This window comes from Alphaproteobacteria bacterium (assembly GCA_016699305.1).
In the GTDB taxonomy this organism is placed as follows: Bacteria; Pseudomonadota; Alphaproteobacteria.
Window position 1 is genome coordinate 740,640 of the sequence record CP064970.1, and the last position, 18,279, is coordinate 758,918.

16 protein-coding genes are annotated in these 18,279 nt (G+C 59.6%); 12 read left to right on the plus strand and 4 right to left on the minus strand.

Features of this window, described 5'->3' with window-relative positions:
* Nucleotides 1-6 precede the first annotated feature (6 nt).
* From rpe to IPI58_03455, 5 genes are all read left to right on the plus strand, one after another.
* Entirely contained in the window at nucleotides 7-699 is a 693-nt protein-coding gene (rpe, locus tag IPI58_03435; protein ID QQR69717.1) for a ribulose-phosphate 3-epimerase, read from the plus strand.
* Nucleotides 700-743: 44 nt separating this feature from the next.
* The gene (locus IPI58_03440) at nucleotides 744-2,420 is read left to right on the plus strand and encodes a heparinase II/III family protein (protein ID QQR69718.1); all 1,677 of its coding nucleotides are present in this window, start codon (nucleotides 744-746) and stop codon (nucleotides 2,418-2,420) included.
* A complete protein-coding gene (locus IPI58_03445) occupies nucleotides 2,417-4,009 on the plus strand; it encodes a hypothetical protein (GenBank protein ID QQR69719.1) in 1,593 nt (530 codons plus the stop codon). The genes IPI58_03440 and IPI58_03445 overlap by 4 nt, the downstream gene beginning before the upstream one ends.
* A gap of 322 nt (nucleotides 4,010-4,331) precedes the next feature.
* Nucleotides 4,332-5,504 (plus strand): Na+/H+ antiporter NhaA, encoded by a 1,173-nt coding sequence (nhaA, locus tag IPI58_03450; protein QQR69720.1) that lies wholly within the window; start codon nucleotides 4,332-4,334, stop codon nucleotides 5,502-5,504.
* Nucleotides 5,505-5,850: 346 nt separating this feature from the next.
* Entirely contained in the window at nucleotides 5,851-6,615 is a 765-nt protein-coding gene (locus IPI58_03455; GenBank protein QQR69721.1) for a PhoH family protein, read from the plus strand.
* A 240-nt stretch (nucleotides 6,616-6,855) separates the two neighbouring features.
* Here the strand turns inward: IPI58_03455 and IPI58_03460 are convergent, their stop codons facing one another.
* Complete coding sequence (locus tag IPI58_03460) at nucleotides 6,856-8,514, minus strand: hypothetical protein (protein ID QQR69722.1); 1,659 nt, start codon at nucleotides 8,512-8,514, stop codon at nucleotides 6,856-6,858.
* Between the two features lie 175 nt (nucleotides 8,515-8,689).
* Here IPI58_03460 and IPI58_03465 point away from each other — a divergent pair, with 175 nt between their 5' ends.
* The 7 genes from IPI58_03465 to scpB all read left to right on the plus strand — a co-directional run bounded on the left by IPI58_03465 (nucleotide 8,690) and on the right by scpB (nucleotide 15,303).
* Complete coding sequence (locus IPI58_03465) at nucleotides 8,690-9,148, plus strand: prepilin peptidase (protein ID QQR69723.1); 459 nt, start codon at nucleotides 8,690-8,692, stop codon at nucleotides 9,146-9,148.
* 62 nt (nucleotides 9,149-9,210) lie between these two features.
* Nucleotides 9,211-10,971, plus strand: a complete 1,761-nt coding sequence (locus IPI58_03470; protein ID QQR69724.1) for an arginine--tRNA ligase — start codon at nucleotides 9,211-9,213, stop codon at nucleotides 10,969-10,971.
* Entirely contained in the window at nucleotides 10,968-11,930 is a 963-nt protein-coding gene (locus IPI58_03475; GenBank protein QQR69725.1) for an SPOR domain-containing protein, read from the plus strand. The genes IPI58_03470 and IPI58_03475 overlap by 4 nt, the downstream gene beginning before the upstream one ends.
* Before the next feature lie 33 nt (nucleotides 11,931-11,963).
* Nucleotides 11,964-13,052: a beta-N-acetylhexosaminidase gene (gene nagZ / locus IPI58_03480; protein ID QQR69726.1), complete on the plus strand. Its 1,089-nt coding sequence runs from the start codon at nucleotides 11,964-11,966 to the stop codon at nucleotides 13,050-13,052.
* A gap of 30 nt (nucleotides 13,053-13,082) precedes the next feature.
* A complete protein-coding gene (locus tag IPI58_03485; GenBank protein ID QQR69727.1) occupies nucleotides 13,083-13,790 on the plus strand; it encodes a site-2 protease family protein in 708 nt (235 codons plus the stop codon).
* On the plus strand, nucleotides 13,787-14,617 hold the full coding sequence (locus IPI58_03490) for a segregation/condensation protein A (GenBank protein QQR69728.1): 831 nt from the start codon (nucleotides 13,787-13,789) through the stop codon (nucleotides 14,615-14,617). Before IPI58_03485 ends, IPI58_03490 begins: the two co-directional genes overlap by 4 nt.
* The gene (gene scpB / locus IPI58_03495) at nucleotides 14,614-15,303 is read left to right on the plus strand and encodes an SMC-Scp complex subunit ScpB (protein ID QQR69729.1); all 690 of its coding nucleotides are present in this window, start codon (nucleotides 14,614-14,616) and stop codon (nucleotides 15,301-15,303) included. The genes IPI58_03490 and scpB overlap by 4 nt, the downstream gene beginning before the upstream one ends.
* A gap of 15 nt (nucleotides 15,304-15,318) precedes the next feature.
* On the opposite strand, the gene pbpC is transcribed toward scpB, so the two are convergent.
* From pbpC to IPI58_03510, 3 genes are all read right to left on the minus strand, one after another.
* Nucleotides 15,319-17,376, minus strand: a complete 2,058-nt coding sequence (pbpC, locus tag IPI58_03500) for a penicillin-binding protein 1C (GenBank protein QQR70030.1) — start codon at nucleotides 17,374-17,376, stop codon at nucleotides 15,319-15,321.
* A 156-nt stretch (nucleotides 17,377-17,532) separates the two neighbouring features.
* The gene (rpmJ, locus tag IPI58_03505; GenBank protein ID QQR69730.1) at nucleotides 17,533-17,658 is read right to left on the minus strand and encodes a 50S ribosomal protein L36; all 126 of its coding nucleotides are present in this window, start codon (nucleotides 17,656-17,658) and stop codon (nucleotides 17,533-17,535) included.
* 140 nt (nucleotides 17,659-17,798) lie between these two features.
* Nucleotides 17,799-18,215 carry a MucR family transcriptional regulator gene (locus IPI58_03510; protein QQR70031.1) on the minus strand — a complete coding sequence of 139 codons (417 nt, stop codon included), beginning with the start codon at nucleotides 18,213-18,215 and terminating at the stop codon, nucleotides 17,799-17,801.
* Between the last annotated feature and the right edge of the window lie 64 nt (nucleotides 18,216-18,279).

An 18,279-nucleotide genomic window follows, 5' to 3' on the forward strand; every position in this document is an offset into this window, starting at 1 on the left:
AGTCCCATGAAAAAAGCCGTTATATCGCCCTCCTTGCTGTGCGCCGATCTCAGTCGGGCGAGGGATGAGGTTCTGGCGGTGGCTCAAGCGGGGGCAGATCGCTTGCATCTGGACATTATGGATGGCCATTTTGTGCCCAATCTCAGTTTTGGGCCGGCGTTGGTGGCGGCGTTGCGTCCGGTTGTGCGACTGCCTTTTGATGCGCATCTGATGGTCAGTGACCCGGCGGCTTGGATCGCACCATTCCTCAAGGCCGGGGTCGATAGCGTGACGATCCATGTCGAGGCAACCGACTCTAACGGCCTCATCACAGCCTTGTCCCGCATCAGAGAGCAAGGCGCTGAGGCAGGGGTGGCGCTTAATCCCTCCAGCACGGCACAAGTTTTGGAGCCGATTCTGGGGTTTGTGGATCGTATCCTTATCATGACGGTCGAGCCTGGTTTTGGGGGGCAAGGATTCTTGCCCGAGCAATTGCCCAAGATTCGCGCGATTCGAGAGATGATCGATCAAAGGGGGCTGAGAACGAAATTGACGGTTGATGGTGGAATTACCCCTGAAACCGGTCTGTTAGCCTGCGAATCTGGGGTCGATGAACTGGTGGCGGGGACGGCTATTTTCAGACACGGTCCGCAAGGGTATGGTGATGCCATCGAACGACTCGCCCGTTGCGGTCGCGGTTTCAGTATGGACGAAGATTAGGGGTGCCAATGGTTGCCTGGGATAAGATCTTAACGCGCGGACGCGTGCATCTTGAAACGCTGGCCTTCGCCAATCCGATCTATCGACTGACTTTGGGCGGTCCGGTGCCGCAGGTCTTGGCCGTCGTTCCCAGCGATCCGTGGCCGGGCGATGCGGGGGCGGGGCAGGCGATTCTAGAAGGCGCGTTTCGCTTTGCGGGACAGTCCTTTTGCGCCGATCCGGCCGATTGGCTACCGGTTGAGGCTCAGACACCATGGGTGTCCTATGTGCATGGCTTCGATTGGCTGCGCGATCTGCGCGCGGTGGGCGGAGACGAGGCGCGTCGGCGCGCGCGGCATTTGGTATCGTCCTGGCTGGATTCGAACACATTGTGGAATCGCGTGGCTTGGACTCCGTCGCTGGTGGGCGCACGTCTAGCCAATTGGGTGGTGCTGCACGATTTCTTTTGCGCCAGCGCGGACGACGCCTTTCGCCATCGCGTCTTTGACAGCCTGTCGCGGCAAACACGGCATTTGGCGCGTATCATGCGCACCGCGCCGCGTGGACCGGGACGTTTCGCGGCGATTCACGGCCTATTGCTGGGCGCGTTGAATCTAACCGATAGTGAAGCCATGGTCTCCCAGGCCCTGGCGGGGTTGCATACGGCTTTGGCCGAAGAAATCCTCCCCGATGGCGGCCATATCAGTCGTTGCCCGTTGATTCAGGCCCAGCTGCTGGAACGGTTGGTGGAAATTCGCGTAACCATGCGCACGGCCAAGCTGCCCGTGCCGGCCGATTTGCAAAACGCCTTGGATTGGATGGCTCCCGCTTTGCGTCTGATGCGTCACGGCGACGGCGGCCTGGCCTTGTTCAATGGAGGAATTCAGGATTCGCCCGAGCGGATCGAGGCGATCCTGGCCCAGGCCGAACCCCGTCCCCGCGCGTTAAAAAGCTTGCGCGAAAGCGGCTTTGAGCGTCTAAGCGCCGGGCGCAGCGTGGTGCTGCTGGATGTGGGGTTGCCGCCGCCTGCCGGCTTTGACGGTCGCGCCCATGCCGGACCGCTGAGCTTCGAGGTCAGCGTGGGACGCGAGAGGATCATCACCAATTGTGGCGCGATGCTGCATGACGATCCCGATTGGCGCATGGCTCTTGCGGCCACCGCCGCGCACAGCACCTTGACCGTGGCCGAGACGAACGCGGCCGAGGTCTTGCCCCAAGGCGGCATCGGACGGCGTCCGGCGCGCATTTCGTGCCAGCGTTCCGAGCAGAACGGCACGCATGAGGTCGAGGCCAGTCATGACGGTTATCTGACGTCTTTTGGATTGCGTCACCATCGCAGCCTGAGCCTGTCTTCGGATGGCGAGGAATTGCGCGGCGAGGACATGCTGGAAGGCACGGGCGGACACAGTTTCGCCTTGCGTTTCCACTTGCAGCCGGGCGTTCAGGCTTCGTTGATCCAAGAAGGCGTGGCCGTGCTATTGCGTTTGACCAACGGCCATGGTTGGCGTCTGACGATGGGCGAGGGAGGCCTCTTAGCCTTAGAGGAAAGCATCAATCTGGCCGACGGCATCAGTTTACGTCGTGCGCAACAGGTGGTGGCCGGCGGCGTGACCCAAGACGGAAGCACGCGCCTGTGCTGGACGCTGGCACGCGAACGCCGCGCGGGGGGACGTGATTCCACAAAGACTGCCGCTGCACCGCTTCCGGCACAGCGCGATTTGGTCGAGGATGCCGGGTCATGAGCGAGAGCAGTTATGTGTTGCGTCGCGCGCTGATTTCCACTTTCGACAAGACGGGCTTGGTGGCGCTGGGGCGTTTCCTGGCGGCGCAGGGTGTCGAGGTGATAGCCACGGGCAATTCGGCACGGCGTTTGCTTGACGAGGGAATCCCGGTGCTGGATGTTGCCGAGTGTGCCGATCTGCCCGACACGCTGGACGGTCGCTTGAAGACTCTGCACGCCAAGCTGTATGCGGGAATATTGTCGGACCGCGGCAATCCACAGCATATGACTATGTTGGATGAGCATCAGATTAAGCCCATCGATTTGGTGGTCGTGAATCTGCCGCCCTTTGCCGCCGCCACCGTGCGCGGTGCGTCCATGGCCACATGTCTCGAGAATATTGACATCGGGGCCGCGGCCTTGATTCGCGCGGCAGCACGCAACCATGAATGCGTAGCGGTGCTGACTTCGCCCGACCAGTACGCGCCTTTTATGACCGAGGTCGAGGAACACGGCGGTTCGATGCGCACGGGCTACCGTCGAGGCTTGGCCGCGTCAGCTTTTTCATATACCGCTGCGCGAGACAGTATGATTGCCGCCTGGTTCTCGCAGCATGAGGGAGAGTCCTTTCCTGAACGGATTAGCTTTAGCAGCAGCCTAAGGGCGATTTTGTCCAGCGCACAGAACCCGCAGCAACAAGCCGCTCTGTATGTGAATGACTCGGCCACCGAGACCAATGGTTTGGCCGCCGCCTTGATGGTCGAAGGGGAATGTCCAGGCCATCCTTCGTGGATTGCGGCCGATGCCGCCCATTCCTTGGTTATGGATCTACAACAGCCGGCTGTGGTCTTGGCCTGGCATGGTCAGGTACGCGCCGTCGCCCAAGGCTCCACCTTGCTTGCGGCATGGCAGCGTTTAGAGGGTAGCGCGGTGGCCCTACCCGGCAGATTGATGCCGGGAGCGGTGCTCGCGGTCAACAGGCCTTTATCCGATGACCTGGTTGATGTGTTGGTTCAATCGAACCACTTACCGAATGTAATCGTCTCTCCCGATGCCGCCGCCGCCGCGCGTGGGGCCCTAAGAGAAATGACCGACGTGGTTCTACTGCTGACGCGCCGCACGCCGCCAGGACACGAACATGCCGCCCTGCCGCCCGCTCAGCGCCTGCGTTCCATCTCGGGCGGAACCCTCATCGAAACCGCCGACGCGCAGCGTTTTGATCGCGAGCGAGTCCGTTATGCCAGCGCCAAATTGGCCAGCGAATCCCAAATGTCCGATTTGATCTTGGCCTTCATGTTGGCCAAGCATGTGCCCTCCCCCGCTTTGGTCCTGGTGCGCGACGGGGCAAGCCTGGCCATTTCAGGCGGACAAGCGAATTGGGACCAAGCCGCGCGCTTGGCCCTGATGCTGACTCCGGACGCCTCGCATGCCGTGGCCGCTTTGGATATGCCGCTGGATAATCCGGCCGTGCTACAAACGCTGATCGAGGCCGGGATCAAAGCGGTCATCCATCCGGGCGGCCAGTCGCATTCCGACGAGCTGCTGACCCAATTGGCCGACCAAGCCGGAATTTGCCTCTTGGTGGCGCATACCCAACATGCGCGGTATTAGGCACTGTCCACCGGCTTTGGAATGCTTGATGGTTGCGTGGGTGAATTTCTTCTAGACCACAGTACCATCGGCCAGAATAAGTGATGGGAGAGATTCTTATGCACATAGCCCCAGCGAGACATGCCCTAGCGCGCATGCGGGCATCCATCCCCCGCAATCCACGTAATCGCTGAATCGCAGATTCTCCATCTTCATCACAGCGGTTGACGCCGCTTTATGGGCCTTTGTGAATGGTGTGTAGGTGGCATGCGCGACCATGGCCTTTAGATGTTCTTAACCGGGCGCGCTGTTGTATGGTGGTGTTCCTTTAAGGGATAGCCCGATGACATCAGCCTCGCCCAGCTTATTGCAGCGATTCCTGTCCCAAGAATCCGCATCGGGCATTTTATTGGTCCTGGCGGCGGCGCTGGCCATGGGTTTGGCGAATTCGCCTTTGGCACAGGCCTATCACCTTGCCTTGCATCATGCCGTTTGGACCGATGGTCCCGACATGGCAGGAATCGTCAAAGACGGATTGATGACTCTGTTCTTTCTGCTGGTAGGGTTGGAGATCAAGCGCGAGGTGATGGATGGCGAGCTATCGACCCGCCATCGCGCTTTGCTGCCCGTATGCGCCGCGATCGGCGGCATGGTTGTTCCAGCAGGGATCTATCTGGCCCTTAACGCCCATGATCCCGCCTTACGGCAAGGATGGGCGATTCCCTCGGCCACCGATATCGCCTTTGCCGCCGGCGTTCTGGGCCTGATGCGCCGATATATCCCCGCCGGCTTGCGCATTTTCCTGCTTGCCCTTGCGATCATTGACGATCTTGGCGCGGTGTTGATCATCGCCATGTTCTATTCCGGTGACTTGCATGGCGGCGCTTTGGTCTTGTCCTTGGTTGTCTCGGGCGCGTTGTATGCCTTAAACAGGGTCAACATCCTATCGCTATGGCCTTATATGATCGGGCTGTGTGTTTTGTGGCTGTGTCTGCACGAGTCGGGGCTGCACGCCACTTTGGCAGGCGTGGTGACGGCTTCGTTCATACCTCTTGGCGCGCATCGGCATGGGCGCGCCCAAAGTCCGTTACTGAGGCTTGAACATATCCTGCATCCGTGGGTGGCCTTTGGCATCATGCCGCTTTTCGCGCTGGCCAATGCCGGGTTGACGCTGGGAAATGTGACGCAGGATATGTTCCTTCACAGCGTGACGCTGGGCGTGGGGCTGGGCTTGTTCTTGGGCAAGCCTTTGGGCGTTTTTCTGGGCGCGTGGACCGCAATCCGCGCCGGTTGGACGCATCTGCCCCATAGCTGTCACCATATCCATATTCTGGCCGTGGGAATGATCGCCGGGATCGGCTTTACCATGAGCCTGTTCATCGGCCAGATCGCTTTTACGGATGCCGCCCTCTACGACACCGTGCGCTTGGGCGTGTTGCTCGGTTCTTTCGCCTCGGCCATGGCAGGGCTGGGGATTCTTTTTATCCAATCCCGTGGCAGAACAGGACCGGCCTAGTTTCTCATAGGGTGATCCTATGGCCTCTATTTTCCCGCATGACATATCCCAAACAGGCGCGTTAATCATTCCTTATGGTTTCTGGATGTATCCAGAATATGTCTTTCTCTGGAGGGACTTATCCGAGGTCATCGTGTTGTTATAGCGGATATGTTAACCTATCGGCAGAAGGCACCATGAGGGAGGGTGAACACGTTCGTCGGCCTCAACCCTTGTCCAGGATCGAGACTGCTTGACGCCTTGGCGTCCGATGGCAGCGGGGCCATGTTCGGTTTTCGTATTTGGGCTTTTTGTCCTTCCTCTTCTTCCCATCTTCCGTTCACCACCACCCAGGAGAAAAGCTCGCATGGGCAAGAACGCCGCGCGTCTGCACGCGATTGACTCTTCCGCTTCCCGCCGTCCAGGCCGCCAAGCGGAACGCGAAGACAAGGACCAAAAGCCACGTGGCGTTTGGGACCCCCTGCAGAGCGAGGAGCGGCGCGAACAGTCTTATATCCGCCGCGTTCGGCCACAAAACCCCAATCAATCCGCTTTTATGGACGCCTTGGCCTCGCACAGCCTGACCATCGGCTTGGGGCCTGCGGGTACGGGAAAGACCTATCTGGCGATTGCGGCGGCGGTCGAGGCGCTCGAAGCCGGGCGCATCGAACGAATCCTGCTTTCCCGCCCGGCCATCGAGGCGGGGGAGAGCATCGGTTTCTTGCCCGGCGATTTGCAGGAAAAAATGGCCCCTTATCTGCGGCCTCTTTATGATGCGCTTAACGAGCGCATGGGGGGCAAGCGTTTGCGTGCCGCGTTGGCCGACGGCACCATCGAAATCGCGCCGATTGGATATATGCGTGGGCGCACCCTGAACAACGCCTTTATCGTGATCGACGAGGCGCAAAACTGCACCTATGGCCAGCTTAAGATGCTGCTGACTCGCCTCGGCTGGCATTCGACCATGGTGCTGACGGGCGATCCGGATCAGTCCGACTTGCTGCAAGGCGTGTCGGGGCTTTCGGAAATCGCCCGGCGTCTTGACGGGATGGAAGGCATCGTGACCATCCACTTCACGCAAAAGGACGTGGTGCGGCATCCCCTGGTCGCGCGGATGCTGACGGCCTTATAGTTCGGGCACTGTTCGCAAGGCGGTGATGGCCCCCGCCTTGGAGGAAGTGACTCATAATGAGAAGGAGGCGCACAACAAACCATGCCGCCCTCATTCAAAAATCGCCCTCTCGTTTCAGACGTGTCAACCGCAACAACCGTCATGACATTCCATGGCTTCTAGGGTGTCGGTCCAAGTCTGATGCAACTGGCCCAATGTCAGTTGGCGTTTCCAGACCGCCCCGATCAGCGGTAAGCGGTCTTACCTCGACGGCTGGCAGGGCGTTGCGACAACAAATCTACCGACAAAATCTTGGGGACGCATGGGGGTGACGGGTGGCTTGGAGAGCGATTCCTGTTCTTTTCGTTTGTTTATTTGTTCCAGTATGTCACGCGCGCGCCGCCCAAAATCACTGATCTCATCGAAACGCTCCGTGAGATTGGTCATACCATATGAAACATATGAGGAAAAAGATTTACGCTTCATCCGCGGATCGACTGCGATTTCTAGCATATGCTTGGCAATGCTGGATTCCAAAACACCGCCGTGAGGAGTTGAGTACAACACGCCAGACATACTATGCAAAGCGGCCTCTGGATTTCGTTCACGGAGTTTTGTGGTTAGGCGGTCAAAGAAACGAATGGCGTAACGCTGAGTGGAAGGCTTAAGCTGTTCGGGATATTGAAGACTGTGGCACACCGGCCACAACGCCACACGCTCACGGCCTGGCTTCACTCGTCTGGCATGGCGTAACAAGAGGATCGCTGCAAGGCGGCGGCGCGAATGCGTGGCAGGAAGAGCCCCCAGAGCTGCGCTCATACCATCCAAAGCAGGTTCCGGGTCGGCGCTCAATTTAAACAGGCGTGGACCATGCCCCAGGAGCATCAAGGCCGCCTCGGTTCTATCCGCACCGTTGCGTTTGTCATGATACGTAATTAATTTCATACTCTCAAACGATTCAAAAGGATATTCGGAGAAGCTCTGAGGCAACAGGGCTAATACCTCAGCCAAATCCAACGACATGGCTTGATCTTTGCGATACAGCAGGCATTCGCTAAGAGCGGAAGGTAAGATTTCCATTGTGGATTCTGGATTGGCGGCAAAAAAAGTCCTGGCATGCCGCAGAAAGCTGGGCGCCGTATGATGAGCCATTGGACCAGGTCCACAGTACCCCCTGGGCTGAATGGTGTGGCGCAAATGATCGAGTACTGTCTTGGGGTCCACCTGCATATGTCGCTCGGTCACATCGCGCAGCGTTTGGGCGGCTTGCACGGCCAGGCCATCCGGGGAGGTAGAACTAATGGCTTTGCGTAACATTGCGAATGCATTCTTTGGGTTCCGATTGAAATATATTTTAACGGCCCGATCATACATGCCCGACAGAACTCTAAAACGCGTGGTATCCACCGATGTGGCCTCAAAGGCGTCTCGTATTTCTTGTATGGTCCGTATCGGTGCTTTTTCAGACAGCGTTTCCACAAGAGGTGGGCAGCGACCCGAAGCCAAGGTCACCAAGGCCGTATCTCCATGCGGCTGACGGTGTTTGGGCATGGTCTGAATCGCGAGTGACAATGCCCGTTCGAACTCTCTATGCACGGTTAATTGATCAAGCATAACCTCCCAGGAGCTTACGACATAAGGATCGTTTTGCAATTCGACTTGATCCGATTCGGATAAACCGTGTCTTTCGAATTGAGAGGGGCTTTGAAGGACAGTGACATAACAATCCGCCGCTGTTCTCAATTTGCCCATATCCCCAGTGTCAATGGCCGCAGCAGCATCGCCGAGACGCTCTTCCAGATAGGGAGGAACTATAGAGGCGACCGGAGTAGATATCGACATCCTGGCATCCTTTCGTGCTGAGGTCATGGCCGCGATCATACCGAATACGGCATGGCGTGCAAATAGAAATGAAATCATCTGCCGACCTCATTCCACCGCATATTTTCTGTCTCTATTCGACCGCCGCCGGAAGAAAATGGATGAATACATTCATCAAGCAGTGATGCGTGCCGTGGGGGCACCCAATCATCCGTCGCCTAGGGGACTGCATCGTCTTGTGGGCCGTGGCAAGTCATGCTACGGCCCTTAATCTATGAGCGCGATGCATGATATCTCTTTATGGGCATGGGCGGCCATGGCCCTTTTGGCCTTGGCGGCGATATGGGATGCCAAGACGGGATTGGTCCCCGATGTCATCCTGGCTCCGGCTTGCGTCCTATCCTTGATCGGTCTGATTCTACGCGGCGATCCGGTTGCTGCGGCGGAGGCGGTCGGTTGGAGCGTTCTGGCGCTGGGGATCGTCTGGATAACCAATGAAATATGGTTTCGGCTGTTTCATCGGGACGCCCTGGGCATGGGGGACGCCAAATGGACGGCGGTGGCGGTGCTGGCGGCGGGGCCTTTTCCGGCGGCGGTGGCCTGGATGCTGGGGTCATGGTTGGCTTTATTTTGGATCGGTGGGGCCTGGGTCTTGCGCAGGCGTCTGGCCGTGGTTCATTTCGCGCCTTTTCTGTTGATCGGCTTGTTCGTGGGGATCGTTTTTTTTCACTAGGCCGCGCAAACCGTCCCCGATAGACTGGCGGAAAATCCGGTCTAAAAGGAATCAATAGGAAAATGAACATTTATACGCAGGTTCGCCAAGCTGTGATCGCGGCGGTCGCCGCCGCCCAGCGTGCCGGCGATTTGCCGGTTTTGGACACATTGCCCTCCTCGATCGAAGCCTCGCCCCCGCGCGAGGCCGGCCATGGCGATGCCGCCACCAACGCGGCCATGGTGCTGGCCCGTCCGATGGCGCGCAAGCCCCAAGAGATCGCGGCGGTTATCGCGCGCCATCTGAATGATTGGGACTCTCTGGAATCGGCCCAAATCGCGGGGCCGGGATTCATCAATCTGACCTTGAAGCCGCGCGTGTGGCAGGAAGAATTGCGCGCCATCTTGCAAGCCGGGATCGGCTATGGCGACGCGCGCCTGGGACAGGGCGAGAAGATCAATGTGGAATATGTCTCGGCCAATCCCACAGGTCCTATGCATATCGGCCATACGCGCAATGCCTGCTTTGGCGATGTGCTGGCCAATTTATTGGCCAAGGCCGGATGGGCGGTGACGCGAGAATTCTATCTCAACGACGGCGGCGGGCAGGTGGATATTTTGGCCCGTTCGGCCTATTTGCGCTATCGAGAGGCGCTGGGCGAGACGATCGGGGAGATTCCCGAAGGGCTGTATCCGGGCGATTATCTTAATCCCGTGGGCGAGGCTTTGGCCAAGCGTTATGGTCCCGATTTGCGCGATAAACCCGAGGAAGTCTGGCTGCCGGTGGTGCGGGCCTTTGCCGTCGATCAAATGATGGCCTTGATCCGCGAGGATCTGGCGCTGCTGGGCGTCAAACACGATGTGTTCACCTCCGAGCGCGCCTTGATCGACAGCGGAAAAGTGCAAGAGTGCTTCGATTATCTGCAAGAACACGGTTTGATTTATCAAGGCGTGCCAGCCGCGCCCAAGGGCAAGAAGATCGAGGATTGGGAGCCGGTGGAGCTGCCCATGCTGCGCGCCACGCAGTTCGGCGACGAAGTGGATCGTCCCATGAAGAAGTCGGACGGACGCTGGGTCTATGCGGCGGCCGATATCGCCTATCACCGCGATAAGTTTTTGCGCGGCCATACATGGCTGCTGACGGTGGTGGGCGCCGATCATGCGGGATGGGTGACGCGCATTCGCGCGGGAACCCGCGCCGTGACGAACGACAAAGCGCGCTTCGATGCCGTATTGTATAATGCCGTGCGTCTGTTTCGAGATGCCGAGCCTGTGAAGATGTCCAAGCGTTCGGGCAATTTCGTCACCTTGCGCGAATTGGTCGAGGAAGTGGGGCCGGACGCGGCGCGCTTTACCATGCTGACCCGTCGGCACGACCAGACTTTAGACTTCGATTTTGCCAAGGTGCGCGAACAATCGCGCGAAAACCCGGTGTTCTATGTGCAATACGCCCATGCGCGGTGCTGCTCGGTGTTACGAAACGCGGCTCAGGCTTTGCCGGGGCAGCCCTTAGATGATGTCAGCCTATCCACCGCCGCCATGGGGCGGTTGGTCGAGACCGATGAATTGGCGTTGATCCGCCGCTTGGCGCAGTGGCCGTCTTTCGTGGAATCGGCGGCCCAGGCTTTAGAGCCGCACCGAATCGCCTTTTTCATTTATGATCTGGCTGGTTTGCTTCATGCTCTGTGGAATCGGGGCAAGGACGATCCCTCCTTGCGCTTTCTGGTTGAGCAGGATCATGATCTGAGTTTGGCGCGTCTGGCCCTGGTTCGCGCCACGGCCCTGGTTCTGGCCAGCGGCCTTGCTGTCTTGGGTGTTCACCCGGTTGAGGAGATGCGAGCATGAACGATCAGAACCCACGTCCCGTCCCGCCCAGCACGGACCCGTATTTGCGTCCGCCAGTGCCAACGCATCGTCGCGGGCGTTGGAAGATATTGGCTCTTTTCGCCGTCCTGGCCGTGGGCGCAGGCCTTGTGCTGGGACGTCCCTTGGTGTTCTCGAACGCGCCGCCGCCGGTCATCAAGGCCGATGGCGCGCCGGTCAAGGAACGTCCCGAACAGCCCGGCGGGATCGCCATTCCGCACCAGGACAAAGACGTATTCGCCCGCATGAACACGCCCGAAGGCGCCGCGCCTTCTCCGGACAAGGCGCGGGTTCTGCCTGCCCCGGAAGCGCCCATGCCGCGTCCAGGTGCCGAGGCCCCCGCCGCGCCGCCGCCATTGCCGCCGGATACTATTCCTAATCAGGCCCCCCAAGCTGAATCGGCTGGGCCTCCGGTTCCATCTGTGCCGCCCGCGCCGCCTCAACAGGCTACGGCGATTCCTCCAGCCCAGTTGCCGTTGCCTGCGGCGGTTGAACCTGCAAAGACGCCTGTTCATCCGGCTGAACCGGGAAGGCATGAAGCGGCGGTCGTCAAGCCTGTTCCGCCAGTGCCTGCGCCTCCTTTGCCCGCCGTGACGATGCCACAGCGTCCTGTGCCTGGAATAAAGCCCACTGTTCCACATACGGCAGCGGCGGTTACCCCGCCCCTCCCCTCACCGCCCCCGATCCTGCATGCGGGCGCGTTTCGCGTGCAGCTGGCAAGCGTGCCGGACGAGGCCCAGGCCAAGCGCGAATCTGTGCGCCTGAAGAAGCGTCATGAAGATCTACTGGGCCGTGTAAATCTGGATGTGGTGCGCGCCGATTTGGGCGAGAAGGGCGTGTATTACCGTATCCAAGGCGGTCCGCTGGACGAGGCATCGGCCAAGCGCCTATGCGAGTCCTTGCGCGAACGCGCGGCGGCCTGTTTGACGGTTCGCCCTTGATCGTCTGATGCCATCCAAGAAGGTCTACGCGCCATGAACGATGCCAATCTCTATCGTGCCGCGACTCGCAAATGGTTGCCGCCGCGTGCCGTCATATTTGGTTGTGCCGGCCCTGTGCTGTTGCCGGAAGAACGTGTCCTGTTCCATCAGGCGGATCCGTTCGGATTCATCTTGTTCGGTCGCAACTGTGAAAGCCCCGAACAGATATCGCAATTGGTCGATCATCTGCATGCCACAGTGGGCCGCAGCGACGTGCCGATCTTCATCGACCAAGAGGGCGGACGGGTCGCGCGTCTTGGCCCGCCGCACTGGGTAACGCCGCCCACGGCGCGTTCGATCGGAGATTTATGGGCGCGTAAGCCGGATCTGGGCCAAGAAGCCGCTTGGCTCAATGGCCGCTTGATCGCGGCCGATCTGCGACGTTTGGGGATCACGGTGAATTGCGCCCCGGTGGCCGATGTCGCCGCTGCCGGTTCGGGCGAATGCATCGGGGATCGCGCCTATGGCGAAACCGTCCAAGTGGTCACCGCCTGCGCCCGCGCCGTGGCAGATGGATTGCTGGCGGGGGGCGTATTGCCGGTGGTCAAGCATTTGCCCGGTCATGGTCGCACCGTGCCCGATCCGCATGAAAGCCTGCCGACGGTGGATGCCAGTTTGGATGATCTATTGGCGCAGGATTTCGCGGCTTTTCATACCTTGCGCGAACTTCCCTTAGGAATGGTGGCGCATGTGGTCTATTCCGCCATTGATGCCGCGCATCCTGCCTCGCAATCCGCCAAGGTGATTGACCAGATTATCCGCAAGGAGATCGGTTTTGGCGGCTTGTTGATCGCGGATGACGTGGTGATGGGCGCGCTGTCGGGCGATATGGTCACGCGCGCCCGCGCCTGCTGGGAGGCAGGGAATGACGTGATCTTGCATTGCAACGGCGATTTTCAGCAGATGGTGGATTTGTCGATCGCCGCGCCCTTGATGTCTCCCGAAAGTCAAGAACGCTGGGCTTTTGCGCAAGATCGCGTCAATCAGGCCCAAAACATCGGCGCACCCTCGGCCAATATCGCGCAGATGAGCGAAAGGCTGGATACGTTGCTCGGTCACCTGGCCGCGCATGGCAATCCCTGATCCCTTCCTAACCTATGGAGGCTTGCGTCCATGGACCCTTGGCATGAGATGGGCCGTTCCTTTATCGAAGGCCGTGGCCTGGCACCCGAGGCACTTGGTGCCTGGGTCATTCCCATTCTGGTGACCATCGTGGCGCGCGAAATATCGCGCGGCATGGCGGCCAGCGTTTTCGGAGACAAAGCGCCGCGCCGCGAAGGCCGTTTGTCACTTAATCCACTGTGCCATATCAGCGTTTTTGGCACGTTGCTGTTGCCGACCTTGCTGGTCTTGGTCAAGGCTCCCGTCATCTTGACTTGGGGCAAATCGTCCCCGGTCCAGTTCGACCGTTTAAAGCCGCGCCGTCTGGGGATCATCGGCGTGGCCCTGACGGGGCTAATGCTGCATCTGTTGTTGGCAAGTATCTCGGTGGCGTTAACCTTTCTGGTGCCTCAAAAAGGATGGGTAGATCAAAATGTGGAGAACCTACTCACCCTGAATATATCATTGTTCATATTTAACATTCTCCCGATCTTGCCTCTGGATGGTGGGCGCATTCTATGGGCGCTGTTGCCGCAACCCCTTGATAAGATTTATGTGAGCAGCGAAGGATGGGGATTGCCCATTCTGTTGCTATTGGTGGTGATTCTGCCGCTGATTTCATTCGTCTTGGGCGCGGAATCGTTTAATCTGCTCAAGACGATAATCGGCTTACCGACCGAGGCCATCACGCACACGATCAAGGAATGGGTCATTCGATGACGGATGAGAAACACGGCGCGACACCGCAGCCCGAAACGGACGCCCCTGCCGAAGGGGCGACGGGGCTGCATGTCGCGCTGGAGGGTTTCGAAGGTCCGATTGATCTGTTGCTTAGCTTGGCGCGCGATCAAAAGGTTGATCTGGCGCGTATCTCCATCTTGCGATTGGCCGAACAATATATCGCGTATATCGAACAGGCGCGGGGTCTGCGCCTTGAGGTCGCGGCGGAATATCTGGTGATGGCGGCGTGGCTGGCTTATCTGAAGTCGCGCTTGCTGTTGCCCACGCCCCCGCCCGAGGACGAGCCTCAGCCCGAGGATATGGCCGCCGCCTTGGCCTTCCAGTTGCAGCGGCTCGAGGCGATGCAGCATGCCGCCGCGCGTTTGTTCGACCGCCCCTTGCTGGGACGCGACCGCCTGCCACGCGGGCATTTCAACGAAAATATCCCTACCCGTACCGTCTGGACGGCCAGCCTACCGCAATTGCTGACCGCGCTGACAGCCTCGATGCGGCGTCACCCGGCGCCTATGATGGCCGTGCGTCCCTTGCCCTTGATCGGTATGGAGGATGCAGCGGCGATGTTGAGGCGCATCCTTCCCGGCGTTCCCGAATGGCGTGAGCTAAGCCTTTTCCTGCCTCAGATCGCGCCGAACGCGGATACCGGCCTTGCGGCGCGGTCACGTTTGGCCGCCACCTTGTCGGCGGGGTTGGAGCTATGCCGCGAGGGCGTGGCCGAATTGCGGCAAGAGCAAGCCTTTGGCCCCATTTGGCTGCGTCGCCGCCAGGAGCCCGTTGATCCCATTCTTTCGCAAGAGCCTTCGACATGACCGCCGCCACGAATAGCACCGCACCCTTACCTTTGTTTCCCGAAGAGACGGAACAATGCCTACGCGCTCTCGAGGCGATGATCTTCGCGTCAAGAGAGCCGGTGATGGTGGAGGCTCTGGCGCGGCGCATGGGCGCGGGAGTCGATGTGGGGCACATGTTGGCGGAATTGGCCGAGCGGTATCAGACGCGCGGGATCAATCTGGTGGAAACGGCCTTGGGATGGTCTTTCCGCACGGCGGTGGATCTTGCGCCCTATCTGCAGGACTTGGCCGAGATCAAACGGCGCTTGCCGCGCGCCTCTTTAGAGACACTGGCGATCGTCGCCTATCACCAGCCGGTGACCCGCGCCGAGATCGAAAGCATACGCGGCGTCGCCACCAGCAAGGGCACGCTGGACATGTTGCTAGAGCTGGGCTGGGTGCGTCCCGGTCGCCGCCGCGAAACCCCGGGCCGTCCCTTGACCTGGATCACGACGCCCACTTTCTTGGATGCCTTCGGTTTGGAATCGCTGAAAGACCTGCCGGGTTTGACTGAGCTGCAATCGGCTGGCCTGTTGGATGCGCGTCCCGTATTGGCCTTGCCCAATGCCGATGAAGAAAGCGGCGATGTGGCTCCCTTAGAGGCCGAAGACTCTTGGCATGACGAAGAGGTTTTAGAAGAAGCCCCGGCAGCCGCCAGCGCGTAACCCAGGGAACTCTCTCTACTGCATCCAGAATTCCGCGCCCACCGCTTGGCCGGTGGAATCCACCACGCGCAAGCGTACGGCGCCTTGCCCAGATGGATGCCATAACGCCTGATGCCCGTCGGCCATCAGGTTAGAGCTGGGCAGGACACTATCATTGACCATCCATGAATAAGGCGGTGTGCCGCCACGGATCACCATATCCAGACCCGACTGGTTCAGTGCGTTCCAGTCCAAAGTCGCGCCATCGGGGGGAAAGACAATGCGCAAAGAGTCTTCGTCTTGCCTGTTCAAGAAAGCCAAGCTGGTCGGGCGCGTGGTGCCGGTGACCAGGCGGCGCAAGGCGGGGGGAAGATCAAAGCTTGACGCAATGCGGCGCACGCCCTCGGGCGGCGGATAGGGGGCTGGCGTGGAATGCGGCGGCGGAAGCAGGGCAAATATCTGCATCAGAATGGGCACCGCCGTGTCGCGTCCGATGCGGCCAGGACTGGGCGAGCCATCGGCGCGGCCCACCCACACGCCCACCGTGGTCTTGCCGTCAAAACCAAAGGCCCAGGCGTCTCGAAAGCCATAGGACGTGCCCGTCTTAAACGCCATGTTGGCCCGATCCTGAGCGTTTGCCATGCCCGGAGCGGGTGGCGCGCCCAACAGACAATCGGCCACCTGCCAGGCGGCGGCGGGCGAGAACAGGCGCTGCGGTGTCGTGGGAGGCTTGTCATCCTGACGCCACAGTAAAGGCGCGGCCAGTCCGCCATCGGCCAGGGCGACATATAGCCCCATCATCTCGTGCAAGGTCACGCCCACGCCGCCCAGCGCCATCGGCAGGGCAGGCGCACCACCTGCAGGCAATCGCGGTTTGACCCCCGCGCGGCGTAGCAAAGCATCGAAACGTACCGGGGATAAACGATCCAGCACGGCCACGGCAGGCATGTTCAGCGAAAGTTGCAGCGCCTGACAGGCGGTGACATCGCCTTCGTGGTTTTGCAGGAAGTTTTGAGGCGCGTAATCGCCAAAGGCGGTGGCCTGATCGCGTATTAAGGTCTGCGGATGCAGCCAGCCCTCGTCAAAGGCCATGGCATAAATTGTAGGCTTTAAGGTGGAACCGGGCGAGCGTACGGCAAAAGTCATATCCACCGCGCCTTGGCGTGGGGCGTCGAAATAAGACGCCGATCCGATGGCCGCCTGAACCTTGCGGCTGGCGTTGTCCACCACCATCACGGCCAGCGTGGCGGAAGGATCCAAACGCGCTATTTCTTGTTGCGCCACGGTCTCGATGGCGGTTTGCAGATCGGCGGCGATCCAACTGCGGATCACGCCATCTGGGCCGGGCTTTGCTCCTATCCGCAACCGTTCGGCCAGATGCGGGGCGCGAAAGGGCAGAAGATGGCGGCGACTGGGTAGGGGATCGGCGGTGGCTTCCTGGGCTTGGCCGGGTGAAAGGATGCCAAGCTGGGCCATGCGGGCCAACACGCGGTCGCGCGCGGCGCGGGCGGCATCGGGGTTGCGGTCGGGCCGCGCGCGTTCGGGTTGCTGCGGCAGGGCGACCAACAAAGCGGCCTCGGCGGCGGTCAGACGGCGCGGCGCTTTGCCCAGCCAAGCCAGCGAACCGGCACGAACGCCTTCGATATTGCCGCCGAAAGGAGCCAGAGTCAGATAAGCGCGAAGGATTTCGTCTTTAGACAGAGCGATTTCCAGACGTATCGCATCGCGCATTTGAAGCAGCTTGGTTCCCATATGGCGCGGCGTGCGCGTGGGATTCAGCAGACGCGCGACTTGCATGCTCAGCGTCGATGCGCCCGAGACGATGCGTCCATGCTGCGCCGACTGATGCACAGCGCGGCCCAGCGCCAGAACATCAACCCCGGCATGCTGATAGAATCGTCGATCCTCCCATGCGGTCAGCATACGTAGATAAAGAGGATCGACATCTTCCGGCGCGGTGGATAATCGCCAACTTTGTTGTGGAGAGAGAAAGGCGCGTAAGACCTGGCCATCCGCCGATAGAACCATCGGCGAGGGGGACAGCCGCCGCATATCCAGCGGCCATAGCAACACGATGCCCAGCAGAACCAGCATCACGCAAAAAACAGACCCGCGCCGAAAGGCGCGGGACGAACAGACGGACAATAAAGGACTAACCAAATCCCCGCCCCCCAGATACAAGCCCGATATCTTTCGGGCGCATAAAGCGGCCAGAGCAGGAAAAGGCGGCATCATGCGCCGCCCGATAGCTTAGCCCTGGCGGGCCTTAAAGCGCGGATTTTCCTTGTTGATGACATAGACGCGGCCTTTGCGACGGATAACCCGGCAGGCTTTATGACGCTTTTTCAACGTCTTGAGAGAATTGACAACTTTCATGACACACACCTGACTGTTGTGAACGGCCCGAAGATCTGCGGCGAACCTACCAAGGACCGCGACACGCACGCTAAAAGAAACGGCCCCCACCTGTCAAGCAAGTCGGGGGCCGCTTTGTTTGCGCGGGTTACGCGAGGTTTTTAGGAACGACCGCGCCGACCACGGGCGACAGCCGCCTTGTTGCCAAGGCCAATGTCTTTGGCGAATTTGGAACGCTGCGCCGAATAGCTGGGGGCGACCACAGGATAATCAGTAGGCAGACCCCATTTGGTCTTGTATTCGTCCGTGCTGATATTGTGCGCGGTGCGCAAATGACGCTTCAGGATCTTCAAGCGTTCGCCGCATTCCAGACAAATAATCTCGTCCTTGTTATAGGACTTGCGAATGGACACGGCCGGCTTTTGCGGTTCTGTTTCCTTGACAGGATTCGATGTGCCCAGATTCTGCAGCGAGTTGTAGATCGATGAGATCAGCTCAGGAACTTGCTGCATGGAAAGTGTGTTGTGGCCAAGATAGGCCGCAGCGATGTTCGAGGTCAGGACTTTATCACTGTTCATTTCTGTACTCATTGCGCGTTTCTCCTGTGTTGGACATGTTGTGATTCTTGACCACAAGGAAATT

Bases quoted from the DNA above. Each gene is read 5' to 3' on its own strand.
- rpe (QQR69717.1), top strand. From the start codon at position 7: ATGAAAAAAGCCGTTATATCGCCCTCCTTGCTGTGCGCCGATCTCAGT.
- IPI58_03445 (QQR69719.1), top strand. From the start codon at position 2,417: ATGAGCGAGAGCAGTTATGTGTTGCGTCGCGCGCTGATTTCCACTTTC.
- nhaA (QQR69720.1), top strand. From the start codon at position 4,332: ATGACATCAGCCTCGCCCAGCTTATTGCAGCGATTCCTGTCCCAAGAA.
- IPI58_03455 (QQR69721.1), top strand. From the start codon at position 5,851: ATGGGCAAGAACGCCGCGCGTCTGCACGCGATTGACTCTTCCGCTTCC.
- IPI58_03460 (QQR69722.1), bottom strand. From the start codon at position 8,514: ATGATTTCATTTCTATTTGCACGCCATGCCGTATTCGGTATGATCGCG.
- IPI58_03465 (QQR69723.1), top strand. From the start codon at position 8,690: ATGAGCGCGATGCATGATATCTCTTTATGGGCATGGGCGGCCATGGCC.
- IPI58_03470 (QQR69724.1), top strand. From the start codon at position 9,211: ATGAACATTTATACGCAGGTTCGCCAAGCTGTGATCGCGGCGGTCGCC.
- IPI58_03475 (QQR69725.1), top strand. From the start codon at position 10,968: ATGAACGATCAGAACCCACGTCCCGTCCCGCCCAGCACGGACCCGTAT.
- nagZ (QQR69726.1), top strand. From the start codon at position 11,964: ATGAACGATGCCAATCTCTATCGTGCCGCGACTCGCAAATGGTTGCCG.
- IPI58_03485 (QQR69727.1), top strand. From the start codon at position 13,083: ATGGACCCTTGGCATGAGATGGGCCGTTCCTTTATCGAAGGCCGTGGC.
- IPI58_03490 (QQR69728.1), top strand. From the start codon at position 13,787: ATGACGGATGAGAAACACGGCGCGACACCGCAGCCCGAAACGGACGCC.
- scpB (QQR69729.1), top strand. From the start codon at position 14,614: ATGACCGCCGCCACGAATAGCACCGCACCCTTACCTTTGTTTCCCGAA.
- pbpC (QQR70030.1), bottom strand. From the start codon at position 17,376: ATGCTGGTTCTGCTGGGCATCGTGTTGCTATGGCCGCTGGATATGCGG.
- rpmJ (QQR69730.1), bottom strand. From the start codon at position 17,658: ATGAAAGTTGTCAATTCTCTCAAGACGTTGAAAAAGCGTCATAAAGCC.
- IPI58_03510 (QQR70031.1), bottom strand. From the start codon at position 18,215: ATGAACAGTGATAAAGTCCTGACCTCGAACATCGCTGCGGCCTATCTT.